Below are 16,140 nucleotides of genomic sequence, written 5' to 3'. Positions count from 1 at the left end.
GCCTCTTGTGCCCCGTCGCCCGGCGGTTCAGAGTAAGACAATGAGCGAACAATGGATTCAAGGGTGCTTGGTCCAGCGGATCGCATTTCGTGATGGCCTGGTGCTCAACCTCGACGACTACAACGAACTGGTCATCTCGGTCCCGCTGGAACTGACGCTGCCGGCGACCGGTACGGACGCGGCCGAAGTGGTTGCGCTGGACCCACGGTCACTGCGCAACGAAGTTCGGCCGCTGTTCGATTTCGCCGGTCAACGGTGCACGCACGCCGACTGGGAGGACAACGGCAGCCTCCACCTGAGCTTTTCCGACGGCCACCGCATCGATGTCCGGCCCGAAGAAGGCCGGACATCGTGGGAGCTGTACGGGAAGTACCACGGCTACGCCGCATGCCTGCCGCACGGGCGGGTCCGCGTCGTCCGTCACGATCAGGATGACTCCGATCAGAGCGGCGACGAGAGCCCCACCCGCAAGAGCGGCTGACCACTACCGATGGGGAATCAGCCGACCCCGATGATCGGGACCCAGACGCCGAACAGCCACACCCCCCACTGCCGAAACCCGTTGTCCCACACTGGGTTCAAGTCATATCCCCAGTAGTTGACCCGAGGCGGGAGCGGTCCGCCGTTCCAGTGCATCGGTGGCGGCGGACCCCAACCCCACGGCGGCGCGCCTCTACGGTCATCCCACCAGTCGTGTCGGTTGTTCGCCCACCAGGGACCCTTGTCGTCCCAGTGATCGCGGTGGTCGAAATCGTGGCCCCGGTTGTCGAAATCGCGGCCACGGTCGAAATCACGGTCATGGCCGGGCGGCCCGCCTTTGCAGAACGGGAAACAGTCGTCGTTGCCGTGCCCCGGCTTGAGCGGCGCCGGCACAGCGGGCGACGCCGACGCCACCGGAGCCCCCAACCCCGCGACGCCTACTCCGAACGCACCGACTGTCAACGCAGCCGCCACGAACTTGGTCAGTTTCATACCTGAGCCTCCTACGGTCGTGACCCGGGCACCCGCCATCCCCCAATGGCCCGGCGCCGCAACGCCTTGCAGCTCACCCGGCTGCGAGCGGCGAAACGTGCACCCCAGGGGGTATCGCCGCGACCGATCCGAGCGTTACCCATTGTCCGGAGCGTCCCGGCCCTACCCTGGCGGGGTGGGCATCACAGCGCGGGTCAACGGAGCGGCTCCTCCCGAGGTGCCACGCTCGGACGTCGATCTCGGGTCGTGGCAGTTCTGGCGTGAGGACGACGACGTCCGAGAAGGGGCATTTGCCGCGCTGCGCCGTGACGACCCGATCTCCTTCCACCCGGCGTGCGGTCTCGCCGGCTTTCCGGAGAGCGCCGGGCACTGGGCGGTGACCAGGTACGACGACGTGTTCCACGCCAGCCGTCACCCCGAGATCTTCAGCTCCGCGTCCGGAATCACCATCGGCGATCAAACCCCGGAACTGGCAGAGTATTTCGGCTCGATGATCGCATTGGACGACCCCCGTCACACCCGGCTTCGCAACATCGTGCGCAGCGCGTTCACGCCGCGAGTGGTGGCGCTGATCGAGGATTCCGTCCGTGATCGGGCCCGGCGCCTGGTCAGCGACATGATAGCCAGAAATCCTGACGGCACCGCCGAACTGGTCACCGAACTCGCCGGGCCGCTACCGCTGCAGATCATCTGCGACATGATGGGCATTCCCGAGCGCGACCATCAACGGATCTTCCACTGGACCAACGTGATTCTGGGATTCGGCGACCCCGACCTGACCACCGATTTCGACGAGTTCCTCACCGTCGCGATGGACATCGGCGCCTATGCGACCGCGCTGGCAGACGAACGGCGTGCCGCACCCACAGAGGATCTGACGACCAGCCTGGTTCAGGCCGAGGTCGACGGGGAACGGCTGACCTCGGCCGAGGTGGCCTCGTTCTTCATCCTGCTGGTGGTCGCCGGCAACGAAACCACCCGCAACGCCATCAGCCACGGTGTGCTCGCGCTGACCCGCTACCCCGAGCAGCGTCGGAGGTGGTGGTCACGATACGAGGAACTGGCCCCCACGGCGGTAGAGGAGATCGTGCGCTGGGCGTCGCCGGTGAGCTACATGCGCCGCACGGTCACCCAGGACACCGTGCTGGGTGGGACATCGCTGCCGGCCGGGGCAAAGGTGACACTGTGGTACGGATCCGCGAATCGGGATGAGTCAAAGTTTGCCGATCCGTGGATGTTCGACATCACCCGCCATCCCAACCCCCACCTCGGATTCGGTGGCGGCGGGGCGCACTTCTGCCTCGGAGCAAACCTGGCGCGCCGTGAAATCACCGTGGCGTTCGAGGAATTGCACCGCCAGTTGCCCGACATCGTGGTGACCGAGGAACCGGACCGGCTCCAATCGCCGTTCATCCATGGCATCAAACGCATGCCGGTGGCCTGGTGACCAGCGCAAGATCTACTTGACGGTCAGGGTGCCCAGCATCGCGGGGTGATAGAGGCAGTAGAACGCGTACTCCCCCGATTCCTGCGGAGCGGTCAGTGTGGCCCGTCCCTTGCCGTCGACGTGGACGTCGAACACACCCTTGGTTCGCGAGGTCACCGAATGCTCGACCTCGTCGTTGTTGACGATGGTGATCTCGGTCCCCGGCGCCACGGGTCCCAGGGCGCTGAATCCCATACCTTCGATCGCGATGACGGGGCCGGTCGGGACTCCCTTATCCGGGCTGGTGGTGACCGTCTCGGAATGCTGGCCGTGGCCGGCCGGCGAATTGGCTTGTCCGCAGGCAACAGTCGTGCCGGCGAGCAGGAACAGCGACGCGGTCAGCACTGCAAGTCGATACATCCGGGTCCTCCTTGGAATCGTCTGAGACCGCAGACAATTATCGGCCCCACCGGAGTGTGATGCGCCTGTTTCAGCCGACCCGTCGACCCACGACCACACCGACCGCGAACGCGGCGACGAGTACACCGAGGATTGCCCACGCCAACACGCTGGAACCGCCCACCAGGTCGTTGAGGTTGGTCAAGATCAGAACCAGTGCGCCCAGCAGACCGGCCAGGCCCAACGCTGGCGCGACCCGAACCCGCCACAGCGAATGTCCATGCCGGTCGGAGAAGAAATAGACCAGAACCGCGACACTGGTGGCGATCATCAGCAGCACCACACCGACCGTCGTCGCCCCGGCGAACCAGGTGTAGAACTGGGCGGCCGGGTCCAGCCCGAACACCACGGCCAGGAGCACGCTGACCGCCACGACACCGGAGATCCACAGCGAGGCCCGGTGCGGCGAGCCGTGCCGGTCGTGCGGCCGACTCAGCCGCGCGGGCAGCACGTCACGCTGTGCGAGCGCGAACACGTAACGCGAGGCCACATTGTGGAAGGCCAGGATGCAGGCGAACAGGCTGGTGAAGTACAGCACCGTGATGATGTCGGCGCCCGCCGCGCCGATGTAGCGGTGCGCGGTGTCGCCGAGGAAGGTGGAACCCGAGTCGGTGGCGCGAGTGACAGCCTGCTCATCGCCCCAGCCCGAGATCAAGGCCCAGCTGGTGACCGCGTAGAACACCCCGATGAGGATCAGTGCCAGGTAGGTGGCCCGGGGAATCGTGCGCTCGGGTGTGCGGGCCTCGTCGCGGAAGATCGCCGTCGCCTCGAATCCGACGTAGCTGATGATGGCGAACAACAACCCGATGCCCAGTGAGCCGGAGAGGATCGCACTCGGGTTCACGATGCCCGAGGACAGGCCGTGGTCGCCTCCGTTGGCCACGATCACCAGGTCGAGCACCAGCACGATCGCGATCTCGCCGGTCAACAGCACGCCGAGCACGCGGCTGGACAGCTCGATGTTGCGGTACCCGAGGTAGGTGGTGACGGCGAAAGCTACGGCGGCGAACACCCACCAGGGCACCGTCGGCCCGCCCGCCAGCTCGACGACACTCGCCCCCGCCGGGCCGAGCAGTCCGTACACGCCCGCCTCCAGCGCCACGTAGCTCACCAGTGCCACGAAGGCGATACCGATGCCGGCGGGCAATCCGAGCGACTGACGAACGTAGGAGAAGAAGGCGCCCGCCTCGTCGACATACGGGGTCATCGCGGTGAAGCCGACCGCGAACAACAACAGGACCAGCGTGGCGGCGATGAACGTGGCGGGGAATCCGGCTCCGTTGCCCGAGGCGATGCCCAACGGCACCACCCCGCCGATCACACCCAGTGGTGCGGCCGCGGCCACCACCATGAAGACGATCGAGGCAACCCCGAGGTTGCCGCGCAGCTGCCGGGCGGCCGGAGGCGGCTCGTAGCCCAACGATTCTGGGGCTGTGGTGGTTTCGGACATGCTCGACCATCCTCTAGGCAGCGTGCGCGTAAATCTGACCCGCGGAACATAGGGCCGGGGCGGGCCCGCGCACCAGGTCTGGCGTCAGCGTGCGCAAAACCCGCCTTGTTACCCGACTCCCAGTGCGTCGAGCATTCCGGCCGCCGACCGGGGCCAGGTGAACTGCTCGGCACGCTGACGGGCGCTGCTGCGCCGCAGCGGTTCGGGCCGGCCGATGACCGAGGTGACAGCACGTGCGATGGCGTGGGCGTCGTTGTCTGCGGTCGCTCCACTGTCGCGGGTCAGAATCTCGGCCAGGGCCGAGGTCCGTGACACCACCGCCGGAGTTCCGCACGCCAGCGCTTCCAGAGCGGCCAGGCCGAAGGTCTCGTGCGGGCCGGGTGCCAGCGCGACATCTGCCGAGGCCAGGATGGTCGCCACGGTGTCGCGGCAACCGATGTATCCGGTGAAGGCCACCGGCAACCCGCTGGCCTGCCTCTGGAGCCGGGCCCGCAACGGACCCTCCCCGACCACCACCAGTTGCGCGTCTACCCCCGAATCACGCAGTGCGGCAATGGTATCGATACTTCGGTGGGCGTGCTTCTCCACCGACAACCTGCCGCAGTGCACCAGAAGGGTCTGCTGTGGCGCAGCCCAGCGACTGCGCATCTCGGCGCACCGCCGCCGCGGGTGGAACTGCTCGAGGTCCACCCCGAGTGGCACGGTCGCGACGTTGTCCGCACCGATCCGGTCGAATTCCTCCCGCGCGAAACCCGTCGTACACACCACCGCGTCGTAGTTCGCGGCGGTGCGGCGGTTGGCGAAGTCCGCCACCATGACCGCCGCCGATCGAGGCAGCACCTGACCGACCAGCCGGTCCAGGCGTTCGTGGGAGATCATCACGGTGGCCACCCCATGTCTGCGGCCCCACGGCCCCAGCGACCGCAGGGTCAACCGGTCCGATACCTCGATCGCGTCCGGGCGTAGCTGCTGCAGCAGCGCGGTCACCGGACCCGGCAGCACCGCGCGGTAGCCCCCGGTGCACGGGATGAGCCGGGCGGGCAAGGAAATTCGCACGACACCGCTGGCAAGGACATGCCGCTGCGGGTCTGCACCCGGAACAATGAGATACACCTCGTGGCCCAGGGCGCAGTACTCCGCGCCGAGGCGGTCGACCGCGGTACGCAGACCACCCGATCGCGGGCCGTAGAAGTTGGCAACCTGGACAACCCGCATGTCCCGATGAGAACCGGGCCGCGTGTGCGGTCAACAACCACGCCGCAACCGAGACCTGAACAGCCGCTGAACAAGCCCGCTCACGGGCTCAGGCAAGATGCGTGCCGAACCAGTCCTGCATTCGGCGCCAGGCATCGGCTGCGGCCGCCGGGTCGTAACGATCGCCGGTGTCGTTGAAGAAAGCGTGGTTGGCGTCGGGTTCGGTGATCAGGTCGTGCACCATCCCGGCGCGCTCCAACGCCGCGCGTACCGTCGGTTCACCCGCGTTCACCCGCTGATCCAAGGCACCGTAGAACGCGAGCACCGCGGCGTTACGGGAACCACTGAAATCCGGATCGTCAGGAGCTGGGCCGTAGAACGGCACCGCGGCGGCCAGCACAGGAGTATCGGCCGCCAGGAGTCGCCACACCAGCCCGCCGCCCATGCAGAAACCGACAGCGGCGACCTTGCGGCCCGGGACGCGGCGTTGCAGCTCCTCGATGCCGGACTTCAGATTGTCGATGAACTCCTGCGGTTCGATCCGGCTCAACGCGGCGGTGGCGTCCGCCGGGTCGGCGAATGCCGCGGTGCCGCCCTGCGTCGAGAGCAGGTCGATCGCCAGCGCCGAATACCCGATACCGGCGAACCTTCCCGCCACGGAACGGATGTGGTCGGTGAGCCCCTTGTTCTCGTGGATCACCAACACGGCGCCCCTGGGTCCCGGCGCGGCGGCCCAGGCACCCTGCAACTCTCCGCCGGGGCCCGCCCAACTGACCGCACTGGTGGGCAGCGCGCTTTCGCTCCCCGGCGGCGGGGCCGCTTTCGGCGCCGTATCCCGTAGCGCACCGGGCGTCGCGGTGGGCGCCGGCTCCTTTGCCTCGCCGCAGGCGGCGATCAGCGCGGCCGCCGCGGCGGCTCCTATTCCCAACAGTCCCAGCCGGCGCAGTGCCTCACGACGCGACAACAGCCCGTCGACGTGATCGGTCGCGATTTCCTCAGCGATGTAACGCTGCAGTGAAGTCACCTCAGCCAGTATGCGCCGAAATGCCGAACCGCAGCTATAGAACTGCACGCGGCGGGATACTCATCGGATGGCCTGGACACCCGACCCGCAGGCGCTGCGGGGACACATCGCCGTCGTTGCCGGGGCGACCCGCGGCGCGGGTCGGGGCATTGCCGCGGCGCTGGGTGAGGTCGGTGCGACCGTCGTGTGCACCGGCCGCAGCAGTAGATGCGGAAGCCGCCTCTCCGACTACGACCGGCCCGAAACCATCGAGGAAACCGCCGAATTGGTAATGGAGCTGGGCGGATCCGGCGTCGCCGTACAGGTCGACCACCTCGACGTGACGCAGGTGCGGAAACTGGCCGGGCGGCTCAAGGTCGACTACGGGCACATCGACATCCTCGTCAACGACATCTGGGGAGCCGAGGTACTCAAGGGACCGCCGGACACCTGGGGACGACCGATGTGGCAGCACGATCTCGACGACGGGTTACGGATGCTGCGCCTCGGACTGGACACGCACCTGATCACGTCGCACTGCCTGCTGCCGCTGCTCGCCGACCGCCCCGGCGGGATTTTGGTCGAAATCACGGATGGCACAACTGACTTCAATGCCGAGAACCCCCGGCTCTCGGTGTTCTACGACCTCGTCAAGAATGCGGTGAACCGACTGGCTTTCAGCCACGGGCACGAACTCGCCGCGTTCGGCGCCACTGCCGTCGCGGTCACCCCGGGGTGGCTGCGCTCGGAGATGATGCTCGACAACTACGGTGTCACCGAAGCCAACTGGCGATGCGCACTCGACCTGGCCCGCACCGACGGCTACCCGGCCGCACCGCCGGGATTCGCCGAATCCGAGTCCCCCCGCTTCGTCGGGCGCGGAGTCGCCGCGGTGGCCGCCGACCCGGACCGGGCCCGCTGGAACCAGCGGTCCGTCAGCTCGGCCGCACTGGCCCGCGAGTACGGGTTCACCGACCTCGATGGACGGGCGCCGGATGTCTGGGCTCCGCTATAACCCCAGTTCAGCCAGCCCCACTCCGCTCGAGTAGACATTTTCTCAAATCTGTTCACCATTTTCATTGACAGTGCCGCTGCCGGGACGGTTCTATGACTGGGTGAGCTTCGACACAATCATTCGCGACGGCCGGTGGTTCGACGGCACCGGCGCCCCGTCCGCGGTGCGCAACATCGGAATTCGTGACGGGCACGTGGTTGCCATCTCCCCGGACCCTCTCGACGAGACGGACTGCCCGCAGGTCATCGACGCGGGAGACAAGTGGGTTCTCCCCGGCATGCTCGACATCCACACGCACTACGACGTCGAAGTCCTCAATGGCCCGTCGCTGTCGGAGTCACTGCGCCATGGCGTGACCACCGCGATGCTCGGGTCATGCTCGCTGTCGACCGTGCACGTCGGCGGTGACGACGCGGGTGACCTGTTCGGCCGTGTCGAGGCGATCCCGCGCGACCACGTGATCGCCGCCGTCGATGACAACAAGACGTGGACCAACTGCGACGAATACGTCTCGGCACTCGAAGCGCTGCCACTGGGCCCCAACCTGGCCGCCTTCATCGGGCACTCCGACATGCGGACCGCGGTGATGGGACTCGACCGCGCCACCCGCAAGGACCAGCGGCCGACGACCGCCGAACAGGCCCGCATGGAGCAGATGCTCAAAGAAGCCCTCGACGCCGGCTTCGTCGGGATGTCCTCACAGCAACTGCTTTTCGACAAGATCGACGGCGACACCTGCCGGTCCCGCACCCTGCCGTCCACCTATGCCAAACCCCGTGAGCTGCGCCGGCTCAAGTCGATGCTGCGCCGCGCGGGCCGGGTGCTGCAGTCCGGCCCCGACATCCAGAATCCGCTCAACCTGGCCTCGCAGGTGGCCCAGTCCCTCGGTCTGTTCCGCAAGCAGCTGAAGACCAGCCTGCTCTCGGCTGCCGACATCAAAGCCAATCCGTATGCGATCTGGATGATGGGACCACTGGCCAAGGCGGCGAACGCGCTCGGCGGGAACTTCCGGTGGCAGCACCTGCCGGTGCCGTTCGAGGTGTACGCCGACGGAATCGACCTGGTGGTGTTCGAGGAGTTCGGTTCCGGCGCAGCAGCTCTGCACCTGCGCGACGAGGTCGAGCGCAACGAACTGCTGCGCGACGAGGAATACCGGCGCGGGTTCCGCAAGGACTACGACAGCAAGTACGGAGTGCGGGTGTGGCACCGGGACTTCTTCGATGCCGAAATCGTCGCCTGCCCTGACCAATCCGTGGTCGGCAAGACGTTCGGACAGGTCGGTCAGGAGCGCGGCGAGCTCCACCCCGTCGACACCTTCCTGGACCTGGTGCTCGAGCACGGCACCGCGCTCCGCTGGCGCACCACCATCTCCAACCACCGGCCCGAGGTGCTCAAGAAGCTGGCCCGCGATCCCGGCATTCAGCTCGGGTTCTCCGACGCCGGTGCGCACCTGCGGAACATGGCCTTCTACAACATGGGACTGCGCCTGCTGCGGCATGTCCGCGACGCCGAACGGGCCGGTACGCCGTTCATGTCGATCGAGCAGGCCGTGCACCGGCTCACCGGTGAGCTCGCCGACTGGTACCGGATCGACGCCGGCCACCTGCGCATCGGGGACCGTGCCGACGTCGTGGTTGTCGACCCGCAGCGGCTCGACGACTCCCTCGACGCCTACGCCGAGGAGACCGTCGACCAGTACGGCGGACTGTCCCGCATGGTGAACCGCAACGACGACACCGTCACCGCGGTGCTTGTCGGCGGACGCACCGTGTTCGCCCACGGTGCGCTGACCGAGCTGGTGGGACATCAGCGCACCGGCCAGTTCCTTCGGGCCGCGCACCGCGTCCCGTCGATCTCCGCCAAGGATGGGAAGTTGACCATTGTCCGTTGAAGACGTCTCGATCGAGGAAACCGTCCACGGCATGTGGAAGGCGCTGTCGGGACGCGACTGGGAACTTCTCAAGTCGTACCTGTCGGACGACTGCATCTACCTTGACATGCCGGTGGGCCCGGCCGCGGCCGCCAAGGGTCCCGAGGACATCGTCAAGCGGCTCAAGATCGGTCTCGAACCGCTGGCCTCCTACGAGAACTTCCCGGGCCTGTTGGTCGACAACGGTCGTGATGCCATGTACGAACATCACGAGGAATGGCATTGGGCCACAGGTGAATCCGCGGTGCTCAGGTTCGTCACCGTGCACCGGGTGCAGAACGGCAAGGTGACGCTGTGGAAGGACTACTGGGACATGGGCGCCCTGGCCAACCACGCCCCGCCGGACTGGCTGGAGAACTTCGCCACCGCCGACATGTCGTGGGTATACGACGCCACCGGGCTGGTCTGACGGCGTAGCCGCTCAGTCGATACCCCACACCAGGCAGAACGGGTGGCCGGCCGGATCACGGAACACCCGGAACAAGGTCTCACCGACGGCATCCTCGACGCGCGTTGCACCCAGCGCCAGCACCTGACGCTGGGCGGCATCCGGCTCGTCGACCTGGATGTCCAGATGAATCTGCTGTGACCCCCCGCGGATCGGGAAATACCGGCGGCTCGTGCTGCGGCGAGTACTGGCAGGCGAGCCGCCTGCCCGCCGGGTCTGTGACGACCACCCACGTGTCATCCTCGGCGGCCACGTCGCCGCCGAGCACCTCGGCGTAGAAGGCGGCCAGCGCACGAGGATCCCGGCAGTCCAGCACTACAGAACGAAGGCTTCCGATCATGGCAGCGGTATTGCCGTCACGATGCCGGGGTAAACCGCGCCGCGAGCGCCCTCGCTACAGCGTGATCTTGCAGGTCTGACCGATGTCGAGAGTCCGCAGCATCCGGCCCATTCCGAGCCACATCGCACACGACAGGGCCAGGTCGGTGAGCAGTTCGGCATCGAACTGCTTATTCGCGCGCTCCCAGAACTCCTCGTCGTCGCGCAGTCCGGTGTGATCGCTCGCGAAGCGCTCGGCGAACTCGGCGGCGACCCGCTCCTGCTCGCTGTAGCCCGGCCAGGTCCGCCACTCGGCGGCGTGATCGTAGAGATCCTCGTCCACCCCCGCCGCGACGCCGTCGGAGTCGCGGGTGTTCTGGCACACCACGCACTCGTTGTCGAGCGCGATCACCATCCGGGCGAGCTCGCGCACCCGCAGGGGCAGCCGCCCCTTGGTGTACACCGCGTTGGTGAAGTTGGCCATCGCGGTGCCGATCTCGGGAGACTTCAAGATCCAGCCGGCTACGTCGTCGTCGGGAAATTCTCCGATACGGCTCATAGGCCGAATCGTACGCACAATCCGGCGGTTCTGGAACAAGTTCTAGTTTTTGGCGCCCGGGCCGGCCAGCGCCGCGGTCCGATCGTCTCCCCAGTCCCGCTGCACCACGATCCGGTGGGCGATGCGCTCCAGTGCAGCCTCCACCTGGGCGCGGTCCGGGCGGCCCTCGAACGTCGACGATTCGGCCAGCTTGTCGACGATCCGTCCGACCAGCGCAGCGGAGACGCCGTCGACCTGCTCCAGCCCGCTCGAGGTCAGCCACAGGCTGTCTCCGGTCCGTAACACATAGCCGTCCTGCACCAACCGGTCGAAGGTCGGCTCAAGTACCTCGAAGGGCACGACGAGCCGGTCGGCGATTTCAGATAAACGAGCCGAGCCGAATATCTGGCTGTGCCGGTAGATCTTGAGCAGCGCCCACAGCCCCGCCACATCGAGCTCGCACCCGGGCCGTCCGGCAACGCTCCGCAGCCGGATCTCGGGTGAACTGCGCATCAGGCGGCTAACCACCGTCTCCAGCACCTGGTCGGCCGACTCGGAGCTCGGCATACCGAAGCCTTCGCCGAGGTCCGCGGCCATGGTCGCCTCGGCCTCGAGCAACGGCACTTCTTTGAGGAACAGCGCGACGATCAGGCCGATGAGCGCCACCGGCGCGGCACACAGGAACACCAGGTCCAGCGCATCCGCATAGGCGTTGACGATCGGGGCGGCCACCTCGGGCGGCAGTTCGTGCAGCGCCTTGGGCGAGGCGCCCGCCACGGGTGGAGCACCGCTGGCCGCCAGCGCACCGGGGAGTCGATCCGACAGGAATCCGACAAACAGCGAGCCGAAGATGGCGGCACCGAACGAACTGCCGATGGTCCGGAAGAACGTCACGCCGGAAGTCGCCACGCCCAGATCGCTGAAGTCGGAGGTGTTCTGCACGATGAGGACGAGCACCTGCATGCACATGCCGATACCGGCGCCCAGGATGAGCAGGTACAGCGATTGCAGCGGGATCGGTGTCGCGGCATTCATCCGGGACAGCAGCACGAAGCCGACGAGCATGATCGCCGTGCCGGCGATCGGGTAGATCTTGTAGCGACCCGTTCGGCCCACCAGGCTGCCGCTGACGGTCGAGGTGATCAGCAGCCCGATGACCATCGGCATGGTGCGCAGCCCGGATTCCGATGGCGATACACCGTCGACGAACTGCATGAAGGTGGGCATGAAGGTGAGCGCACCGAGCATGGCGAAGCCGACGACCAGCGACAGCACACAACACATGGAGAACACCGGATTTCGGAACAGGCGCATCGGCAGAATTGGTTCAGCTGCCCTGAGTTCCGCCCGGACGAACAGCACCAGGGCCAGCAGGGAACCGACGACCAGTCCGACAATGGTCGGTGAGGTCCATGCCAGCTCTCCGCCGAGGCTGGTGGCCAGCGTGAGGCCGGACGCCCCGAGGCCCACCCAGACGATTCCCGCGTAATCGATCACCGGGCGTGAGACACGAGCCGCCAGCGCCGGGATCGTTGCGGCCGAGACCAGGAGGACGACGACGCCGACGGGGATGCTGATCCAGAATGCCCACCGCCAGCCGAGGTGATCGGTGACGAATCCGCCGAGGAGCGGACCCGCCACGGTCGTGACACCGAATACGGCCCCGAGCGCGCCCTGGTAGCGGCCCCGGTCCCGCAACGGGACGACTTCAGCGATGAGCGCGGACGAGGTCACCATGATCGCGCCGCCGCCGATCCCCTGTAGCGCCCGCGCGGCCACCAACATCGCCATCGATCCAGACAGACCGCTGAGCACCGAACCGACCAGGAAACACAGAACGGCCGTCTGGTACACCACTTTCCGGCCGAAGATGTCACCGACCTTCCCCACCACGGCGGTGACGACGGTGGAGGCCAGGAGATAGCTGGTCACCACCCACGCCTGGTGACCGGCTCCGCCGAGATCCGCCACGACCGTGGGAAGAGCCGTGGCGACGATGGTCTGATTGAGCGAGGCCAGCAGCATTCCGAGCAGGACTGCGACGAACACCAGGTTGCGTCTGCGCACACTCAGCAGTGCGCCGCCGGATGGCTGCTCGTCGGTTGTTGTCGGGCTCGTCATGACTTCCTTTCGCTAACCTGCCGGTTCAGCAGCTGTATCGTTAGGCAAGCTATGAAAGTTACAGCACAAACGAAGCCGCCCCGGGCAACCGGCGACGACCGGCTACCCAGGGCGGCTGCGGCTGAAACGGGCCGAGCTACCGGAGCTTATTGGGGCGGCCGGGAGACGCACTGCGCGGCATAGAGCGCGTCACCCAACTTCTCCATGAGCTCGAGCTGAGTCTCCAGGTAGTCGATGTGAGACTCCTCGTCACCCAGGATCGTCTCCAGGATCCGCGCCGACGTCGCATCCTCTTTTTGGCGGCACATGATTATCCCGGGGCGCAGTCGAGCGACCACCTCGTACTCGATGGCCAGATCGGCTTCGAACTGTTCACGAAGCGTCTGACCCACACGTAGCGAAAACAGCCGCTGATAGTTGGGCAGCCCGTCCAAGAGCAGAATTCGGTCGGTGATGGTCTCCGCGTGCCGCATCTCTTCGAAAGACTCGGAACGGGTGTGTTCAGCTAGTTCGGTAAATCCCCAATTATCCTGCATTTTCGAGTGCAGGAAATATTGGTTAATTGCAGTGAGTTCGCTCGTCAATTGCTCGTTGAGCAATTTCAGAACATCCGGATCGCCTTGCATCGTCACTCCTAAGCACCTTGAGGGCTGGTCAAGTATTGCCGTTTGCCGTGCACTTCCAATCTAGTGCAGTAAGCACGGTGTGGCGCAATGATTCTCCCGCAATTCGGCGTGTTTATGGGGCAATGCCGCACCTTCCGGGCCACCCGCACCGAGGCGTGGCCACGAAGAGTGGACTGGCTGTCCTAACTAAGGTTAGACTGCGCTAATCTGCGATCCCACCCCGAAAGAAAGGTCGGCAACAAATGAGTGAGTACGATTTACACTCGCTCATCCTGTCCTGCGATTTCCGCGTCGACGACGTCGACCAAATGTGGAAATGGATGCGGAAACACCGTTCCGGACTGTTGTCGATCGGCGCCCACCATGTGGTGCTTTACAAATCAATTTGGGAACCGGGCCGGGTATTGGTGACGATCGGCATTCGGCACGCCCGATCCATCCGCGACGTACTGCGTTCGCCCGCAATTTTCGAGTGGTTCGATATTTCCGGCGTCGAAGATATCCCGCCGATATTTGGCGGCGAAGTGGTGGAGAAAATCGATCTGACCGAGCCGTCCCCGGAGACGCACGTGGCCGGGGTGATCGTGGGAGCGGTGGCCACCGTCGACGACGTTCCCACCTTGATGCGCAAGGTGCACGACGGTCTTGAGCGCTTCGAGCAGGGCGGCATCCGCAAGATCTGGGTCTATCAGGCGCTCGACGACGGCCAGGAAGTGATGATCCTGCAGGAGGTCTCCGACGAGATCAGCGCCCGGCAGTGGATCGACCACCCCGACGCGGCCGCCGAGTGGATGACCACGGCCGGCTTCGGTGCCTACCCCAGCCTGTTCGTGGGCAAGTTGGCCTACATCATGAACGTCGACGAGCAGGACGACTGATGTTCGTCTGCCTCTGTACCGGAGCGACCAGTCAAGTCGTCAACGAGATCGTGGAGTCCGGCGCCACCACATCCAAAGAAGTGGCCGACGCGTGTGGAGCCGGCGCAGACTGCGGACGCTGCCGGCGCACCATTCGCGCCATCATCGCCGCCCATCAGGCGGCCGAGGGGTGCCCCAGCCAGTTCAACGGTTGCCCGTCGCGGGCCACCCGCTAACGCTTGCGATCGGCGAACTGAGCCAGCGCGTCGACGTTGGCCGCCGCGCCCACCAGTTCGACGAACAACGCCTTCTCCCGCTCCACGGCTGCAGAGATCTGGTCGCGGATCGGTGCCATCATGGCTTGCTTCACGGCGATCAGGCTGGAAATCGGCTTGGCCGCAAGGATTTCTGCGTATCCCCTGGCCTCGGTCAGCAGCTCGTCGGGCTCGCAGACCTTCCACACCAGACCCATCTCGCGGGCCTCGGCCGCGCTCACCCACTCCGAGGACATCAGCAGCCAAGCGGCGTCCTGCCTGCCGAGCATCCGTGGCATCAGATACGAGGAGGCCGCCTCTGGTGCCACCCCAAGGCTGGTGAACGGACACTTCAACCGGGCCGAGGACGACATGAACGTGAGGTCGGCATATCCGAGGATGGTGGCGCCGATGCCCACGCCGACACCATTGACGGCACAGATCAACGGCTTCGGAAAGTCCGCGAGCACTTCGAGCATCCCGTAGAACCCGTGCTCCCCCGGGGTGAAAACCGGGTTGGTGATGCGGGCCTGCATCTCGACAAGGTCGTTGCCTGCACTGAACGCCCGGCCGGCACCCGTCAGCAGCACCACTGCGACGTCGGGATCCTCAGCGGCCGCACGCAGGGCGACCGTCGTCTCGTCGTACAGCGCCTCGTTGAACGCGTTGAGCGCGTCGGGGCGGTTGAGGGTCAGCGTGCGAACCCGGTTGTTGTCCTCGATCAGCAGGGTCATCTCTCACTCCTCGAGTTCGCGCCGTGACCGCTGCAGCCTAACTAGAACACGTTCCACTCTCGTCGCCCGGGTACACCAGCGGGCCGGCGAACGGGCTGGAGTAGACGTATCGACTGGTCGGCACCGTGTCGATGTTGGCGCTGGCGCCGAAGGCGTCCGTACTGGCCACCATCTTGCCCATGCGATCGGCCAGATCGTCGTCGTCGGCCGCACCGAAGAACGCGTGCAGGTCCGACACCGCCTCCTGGCGGAACAATTCCTCCACGATGCCGTCGATCGCCGGGGCGTCCTCGGTGAGCGCACGCACCACGGTGTTCTGGGTGTAGCCGAAGGTGTCCTGGGTTTCGATGGCCACCGAGGTGTGGTCGCGGTGCCAGCGGTGCAGCCAGGTGGCCTCATCGAGGCCGACGGGCCGGCGCAGCAGCGCGATATTGGCCAGACCATCGGTCCGCTCGCCCACCCCGGTCGCCGGCGGGCGCATCGGGACCGATTCGGTCACCAGATAGGCTGCGAGCGAATCGCATTCGGCGGCAAGCACTTCCAGTGCCTGCGAAACCTGCTCGCCGTAATACTGCTGGACCCACAGACTGACCACCGCAACCACCGGAGGGTCCAGCGTCGTCAGCGTCATCAACGACTCCCGCACCGCGTCGTCACGGACATTGACCGTCAGGCCGGGCAGCCCCAGCGCCAGCAGTTCGTCGGCGACGCGCGTGCGCAGCCCCTGGCACCACTGCTGATCCGATTGCGGGTCGCGTAGCAGAACGATGACTTTCTCCACGAAGGGAGAACCTA

Annotated in this window: 18 protein-coding genes and 1 pseudogene; 7 read left to right on the top strand and 12 right to left on the bottom strand. The window is 66.1% G+C overall.

Annotated features, from left to right (window positions below; translation table 11 throughout):
- Positions 1 to 40 precede the first annotated feature (40 nt).
- Positions 41 to 481 carry a DUF6188 family protein gene (locus tag HBE63_RS12990; RefSeq protein ID WP_166905113.1) on the top strand — a complete coding sequence of 147 codons (441 nt, stop codon included), beginning with the start codon at positions 41 to 43 and terminating at the stop codon, positions 479 to 481.
- 17 nt (positions 482 to 498) lie between these two features.
- Here the strand turns inward: HBE63_RS12990 and HBE63_RS12985 are convergent, their stop codons facing one another.
- Positions 499 to 972 (bottom strand): hypothetical protein, encoded by a 474-nt coding sequence (locus HBE63_RS12985; protein WP_166905112.1) that lies wholly within the window; start codon positions 970 to 972, stop codon positions 499 to 501.
- Positions 973 to 1,147: 175 nt separating this feature from the next.
- Between HBE63_RS12985 and HBE63_RS12980 the strand changes: the two genes are divergently transcribed.
- Positions 1,148 to 2,419 (top strand): cytochrome P450, encoded by a 1,272-nt coding sequence (locus HBE63_RS12980; protein WP_166905111.1) that lies wholly within the window; start codon positions 1,148 to 1,150, stop codon positions 2,417 to 2,419.
- A gap of 12 nt (positions 2,420 to 2,431) precedes the next feature.
- Here the strand turns inward: HBE63_RS12980 and HBE63_RS12975 are convergent, their stop codons facing one another.
- From HBE63_RS12975 to HBE63_RS12960, 4 genes are all read right to left on the bottom strand, one after another.
- On the bottom strand, positions 2,432 to 2,818 hold the full coding sequence (locus tag HBE63_RS12975; protein ID WP_243858626.1) for a cupredoxin domain-containing protein: 387 nt from the start codon (positions 2,816 to 2,818) through the stop codon (positions 2,432 to 2,434).
- Positions 2,819 to 2,888: 70 nt separating this feature from the next.
- On the bottom strand, positions 2,889 to 4,307 hold the full coding sequence (locus HBE63_RS12970; protein WP_166905110.1) for an APC family permease: 1,419 nt from the start codon (positions 4,305 to 4,307) through the stop codon (positions 2,889 to 2,891).
- 108 nt (positions 4,308 to 4,415) lie between these two features.
- Positions 4,416 to 5,522 (bottom strand): glycosyltransferase, encoded by a 1,107-nt coding sequence (locus HBE63_RS12965; RefSeq protein WP_166905109.1) that lies wholly within the window; start codon positions 5,520 to 5,522, stop codon positions 4,416 to 4,418.
- 88 nt (positions 5,523 to 5,610) lie between these two features.
- Positions 5,611 to 6,525 carry a dienelactone hydrolase family protein gene (locus tag HBE63_RS12960; RefSeq protein ID WP_166905108.1) on the bottom strand — a complete coding sequence of 305 codons (915 nt, stop codon included), beginning with the start codon at positions 6,523 to 6,525 and terminating at the stop codon, positions 5,611 to 5,613.
- Between the two features lie 67 nt (positions 6,526 to 6,592).
- Between HBE63_RS12960 and HBE63_RS12955 the strand changes: the two genes are divergently transcribed.
- From HBE63_RS12955 to HBE63_RS12945, 3 genes are all read left to right on the top strand, one after another.
- Positions 6,593 to 7,519: an SDR family oxidoreductase gene (locus HBE63_RS12955; protein ID WP_166905107.1), complete on the top strand. Its 927-nt coding sequence runs from the start codon at positions 6,593 to 6,595 to the stop codon at positions 7,517 to 7,519.
- Between the two features lie 100 nt (positions 7,520 to 7,619).
- Entirely contained in the window at positions 7,620 to 9,410 is a 1,791-nt protein-coding gene (locus tag HBE63_RS12950) for an amidohydrolase family protein (protein WP_166905106.1), read from the top strand.
- Between the two features lie 31 nt (positions 9,411 to 9,441).
- Positions 9,442 to 9,858, top strand: coding sequence for a nuclear transport factor 2 family protein (locus HBE63_RS12945; RefSeq protein ID WP_166909726.1), 417 nt, complete (start codon positions 9,442 to 9,444; stop codon positions 9,856 to 9,858).
- Positions 9,859 to 9,870: 12 nt separating this feature from the next.
- Here HBE63_RS12945 and HBE63_RS12940 read toward each other — a convergent pair whose 3' ends face one another.
- The 5 genes and pseudogenes from HBE63_RS12940 to bfr form a co-directional block, all read right to left on the bottom strand.
- The gene (locus HBE63_RS12940) at positions 9,871 to 10,137 is read right to left on the bottom strand and encodes a VOC family protein (protein WP_371815024.1); all 267 of its coding nucleotides are present in this window, start codon (positions 10,135 to 10,137) and stop codon (positions 9,871 to 9,873) included.
- 16 nt (positions 10,138 to 10,153) lie between these two features.
- Positions 10,154 to 10,237: pseudogene (locus tag HBE63_RS31920) on the bottom strand (VOC family protein); the annotation flags it as partial.
- Positions 10,238 to 10,291: 54 nt separating this feature from the next.
- The gene (locus tag HBE63_RS12935; protein WP_166905105.1) at positions 10,292 to 10,774 is read right to left on the bottom strand and encodes a carboxymuconolactone decarboxylase family protein; all 483 of its coding nucleotides are present in this window, start codon (positions 10,772 to 10,774) and stop codon (positions 10,292 to 10,294) included.
- Positions 10,775 to 10,816: 42 nt separating this feature from the next.
- Positions 10,817 to 12,874 carry an MDR family MFS transporter gene (locus HBE63_RS12930; RefSeq protein WP_166905104.1) on the bottom strand — a complete coding sequence of 686 codons (2,058 nt, stop codon included), beginning with the start codon at positions 12,872 to 12,874 and terminating at the stop codon, positions 10,817 to 10,819.
- A 146-nt stretch (positions 12,875 to 13,020) separates the two neighbouring features.
- A complete protein-coding gene (bfr, locus tag HBE63_RS12925) occupies positions 13,021 to 13,500 on the bottom strand; it encodes a bacterioferritin (RefSeq protein ID WP_166905103.1) in 480 nt (159 codons plus the stop codon).
- A gap of 242 nt (positions 13,501 to 13,742) precedes the next feature.
- Between bfr and HBE63_RS12920 the strand changes: the two genes are divergently transcribed.
- Both HBE63_RS12920 and HBE63_RS12915 read left to right on the top strand, forming a co-directional pair.
- Positions 13,743 to 14,378, top strand: coding sequence for a fatty-acid--CoA ligase (locus tag HBE63_RS12920; RefSeq protein WP_166905102.1), 636 nt, complete (start codon positions 13,743 to 13,745; stop codon positions 14,376 to 14,378).
- Entirely contained in the window at positions 14,378 to 14,593 is a 216-nt protein-coding gene (locus HBE63_RS12915) for a bacterioferritin-associated ferredoxin (RefSeq protein WP_166905101.1), read from the top strand. Before HBE63_RS12920 ends, HBE63_RS12915 begins: the two co-directional genes overlap by 1 nt.
- On the opposite strand, the gene HBE63_RS12910 is transcribed toward HBE63_RS12915, so the two are convergent.
- Positions 14,590 to 15,345 carry an enoyl-CoA hydratase/isomerase family protein gene (locus tag HBE63_RS12910; RefSeq protein WP_166905100.1) on the bottom strand — a complete coding sequence of 252 codons (756 nt, stop codon included), beginning with the start codon at positions 15,343 to 15,345 and terminating at the stop codon, positions 14,590 to 14,592. The two genes, HBE63_RS12915 and HBE63_RS12910, sit on opposite strands and share 4 nt — an antisense overlap.
- Positions 15,346 to 15,382: 37 nt before the next feature.
- On the bottom strand, positions 15,383 to 16,126 hold the full coding sequence (locus tag HBE63_RS12905) for an EthD domain-containing protein (protein WP_166905099.1): 744 nt from the start codon (positions 16,124 to 16,126) through the stop codon (positions 15,383 to 15,385).
- Positions 16,127 to 16,140 lie beyond the last annotated feature (14 nt).

The organism is Mycobacterium sp. DL440, from assembly GCF_011745145.1.
Taxonomy (GTDB): domain Bacteria; phylum Actinomycetota; class Actinomycetes; order Mycobacteriales; family Mycobacteriaceae; genus Mycobacterium.
The sequence above is the reverse complement of the archived record's forward strand: the minus strand, read 5'-3'. Positions and strand labels throughout refer to the sequence as shown.

Coding starts and splice junctions, on each gene's coding strand:
- HBE63_RS12990 (WP_166905113.1), top strand. CDS start 41: ATGAGCGAACAATGGATTCAAGGGTGCTTGGTCCAGCGGATCGCATTT.
- HBE63_RS12985 (WP_166905112.1), bottom strand. CDS start 972: ATGAAACTGACCAAGTTCGTGGCGGCTGCGTTGACAGTCGGTGCGTTC.
- HBE63_RS12975 (WP_243858626.1), bottom strand. CDS start 2,818: ATGTATCGACTTGCAGTGCTGACCGCGTCGCTGTTCCTGCTCGCCGGC.
- HBE63_RS12970 (WP_166905110.1), bottom strand. CDS start 4,307: ATGTCCGAAACCACCACAGCCCCAGAATCGTTGGGCTACGAGCCGCCT.
- HBE63_RS12965 (WP_166905109.1), bottom strand. CDS start 5,522: ATGCGGGTTGTCCAGGTTGCCAACTTCTACGGCCCGCGATCGGGTGGT.
- HBE63_RS12955 (WP_166905107.1), top strand. CDS start 6,593: ATGGCCTGGACACCCGACCCGCAGGCGCTGCGGGGACACATCGCCGTC.
- HBE63_RS12945 (WP_166909726.1), top strand. CDS start 9,442: ATGTGGAAGGCGCTGTCGGGACGCGACTGGGAACTTCTCAAGTCGTAC.
- HBE63_RS12940 (WP_371815024.1), bottom strand. CDS start 10,137: ATGACACGTGGGTGGTCGTCACAGACCCGGCGGGCAGGCGGCTCGCCT.
- HBE63_RS12935 (WP_166905105.1), bottom strand. CDS start 10,774: ATGAGCCGTATCGGAGAATTTCCCGACGACGACGTAGCCGGCTGGATC.
- HBE63_RS12930 (WP_166905104.1), bottom strand. CDS start 12,874: ATGACGAGCCCGACAACAACCGACGAGCAGCCATCCGGCGGCGCACTG.
- bfr (WP_166905103.1), bottom strand. CDS start 13,500: ATGCAAGGCGATCCGGATGTTCTGAAATTGCTCAACGAGCAATTGACG.
- HBE63_RS12920 (WP_166905102.1), top strand. CDS start 13,743: ATGAGTGAGTACGATTTACACTCGCTCATCCTGTCCTGCGATTTCCGC.
- HBE63_RS12915 (WP_166905101.1), top strand. CDS start 14,378: ATGTTCGTCTGCCTCTGTACCGGAGCGACCAGTCAAGTCGTCAACGAG.
- HBE63_RS12910 (WP_166905100.1), bottom strand. CDS start 15,345: ATGACCCTGCTGATCGAGGACAACAACCGGGTTCGCACGCTGACCCTC.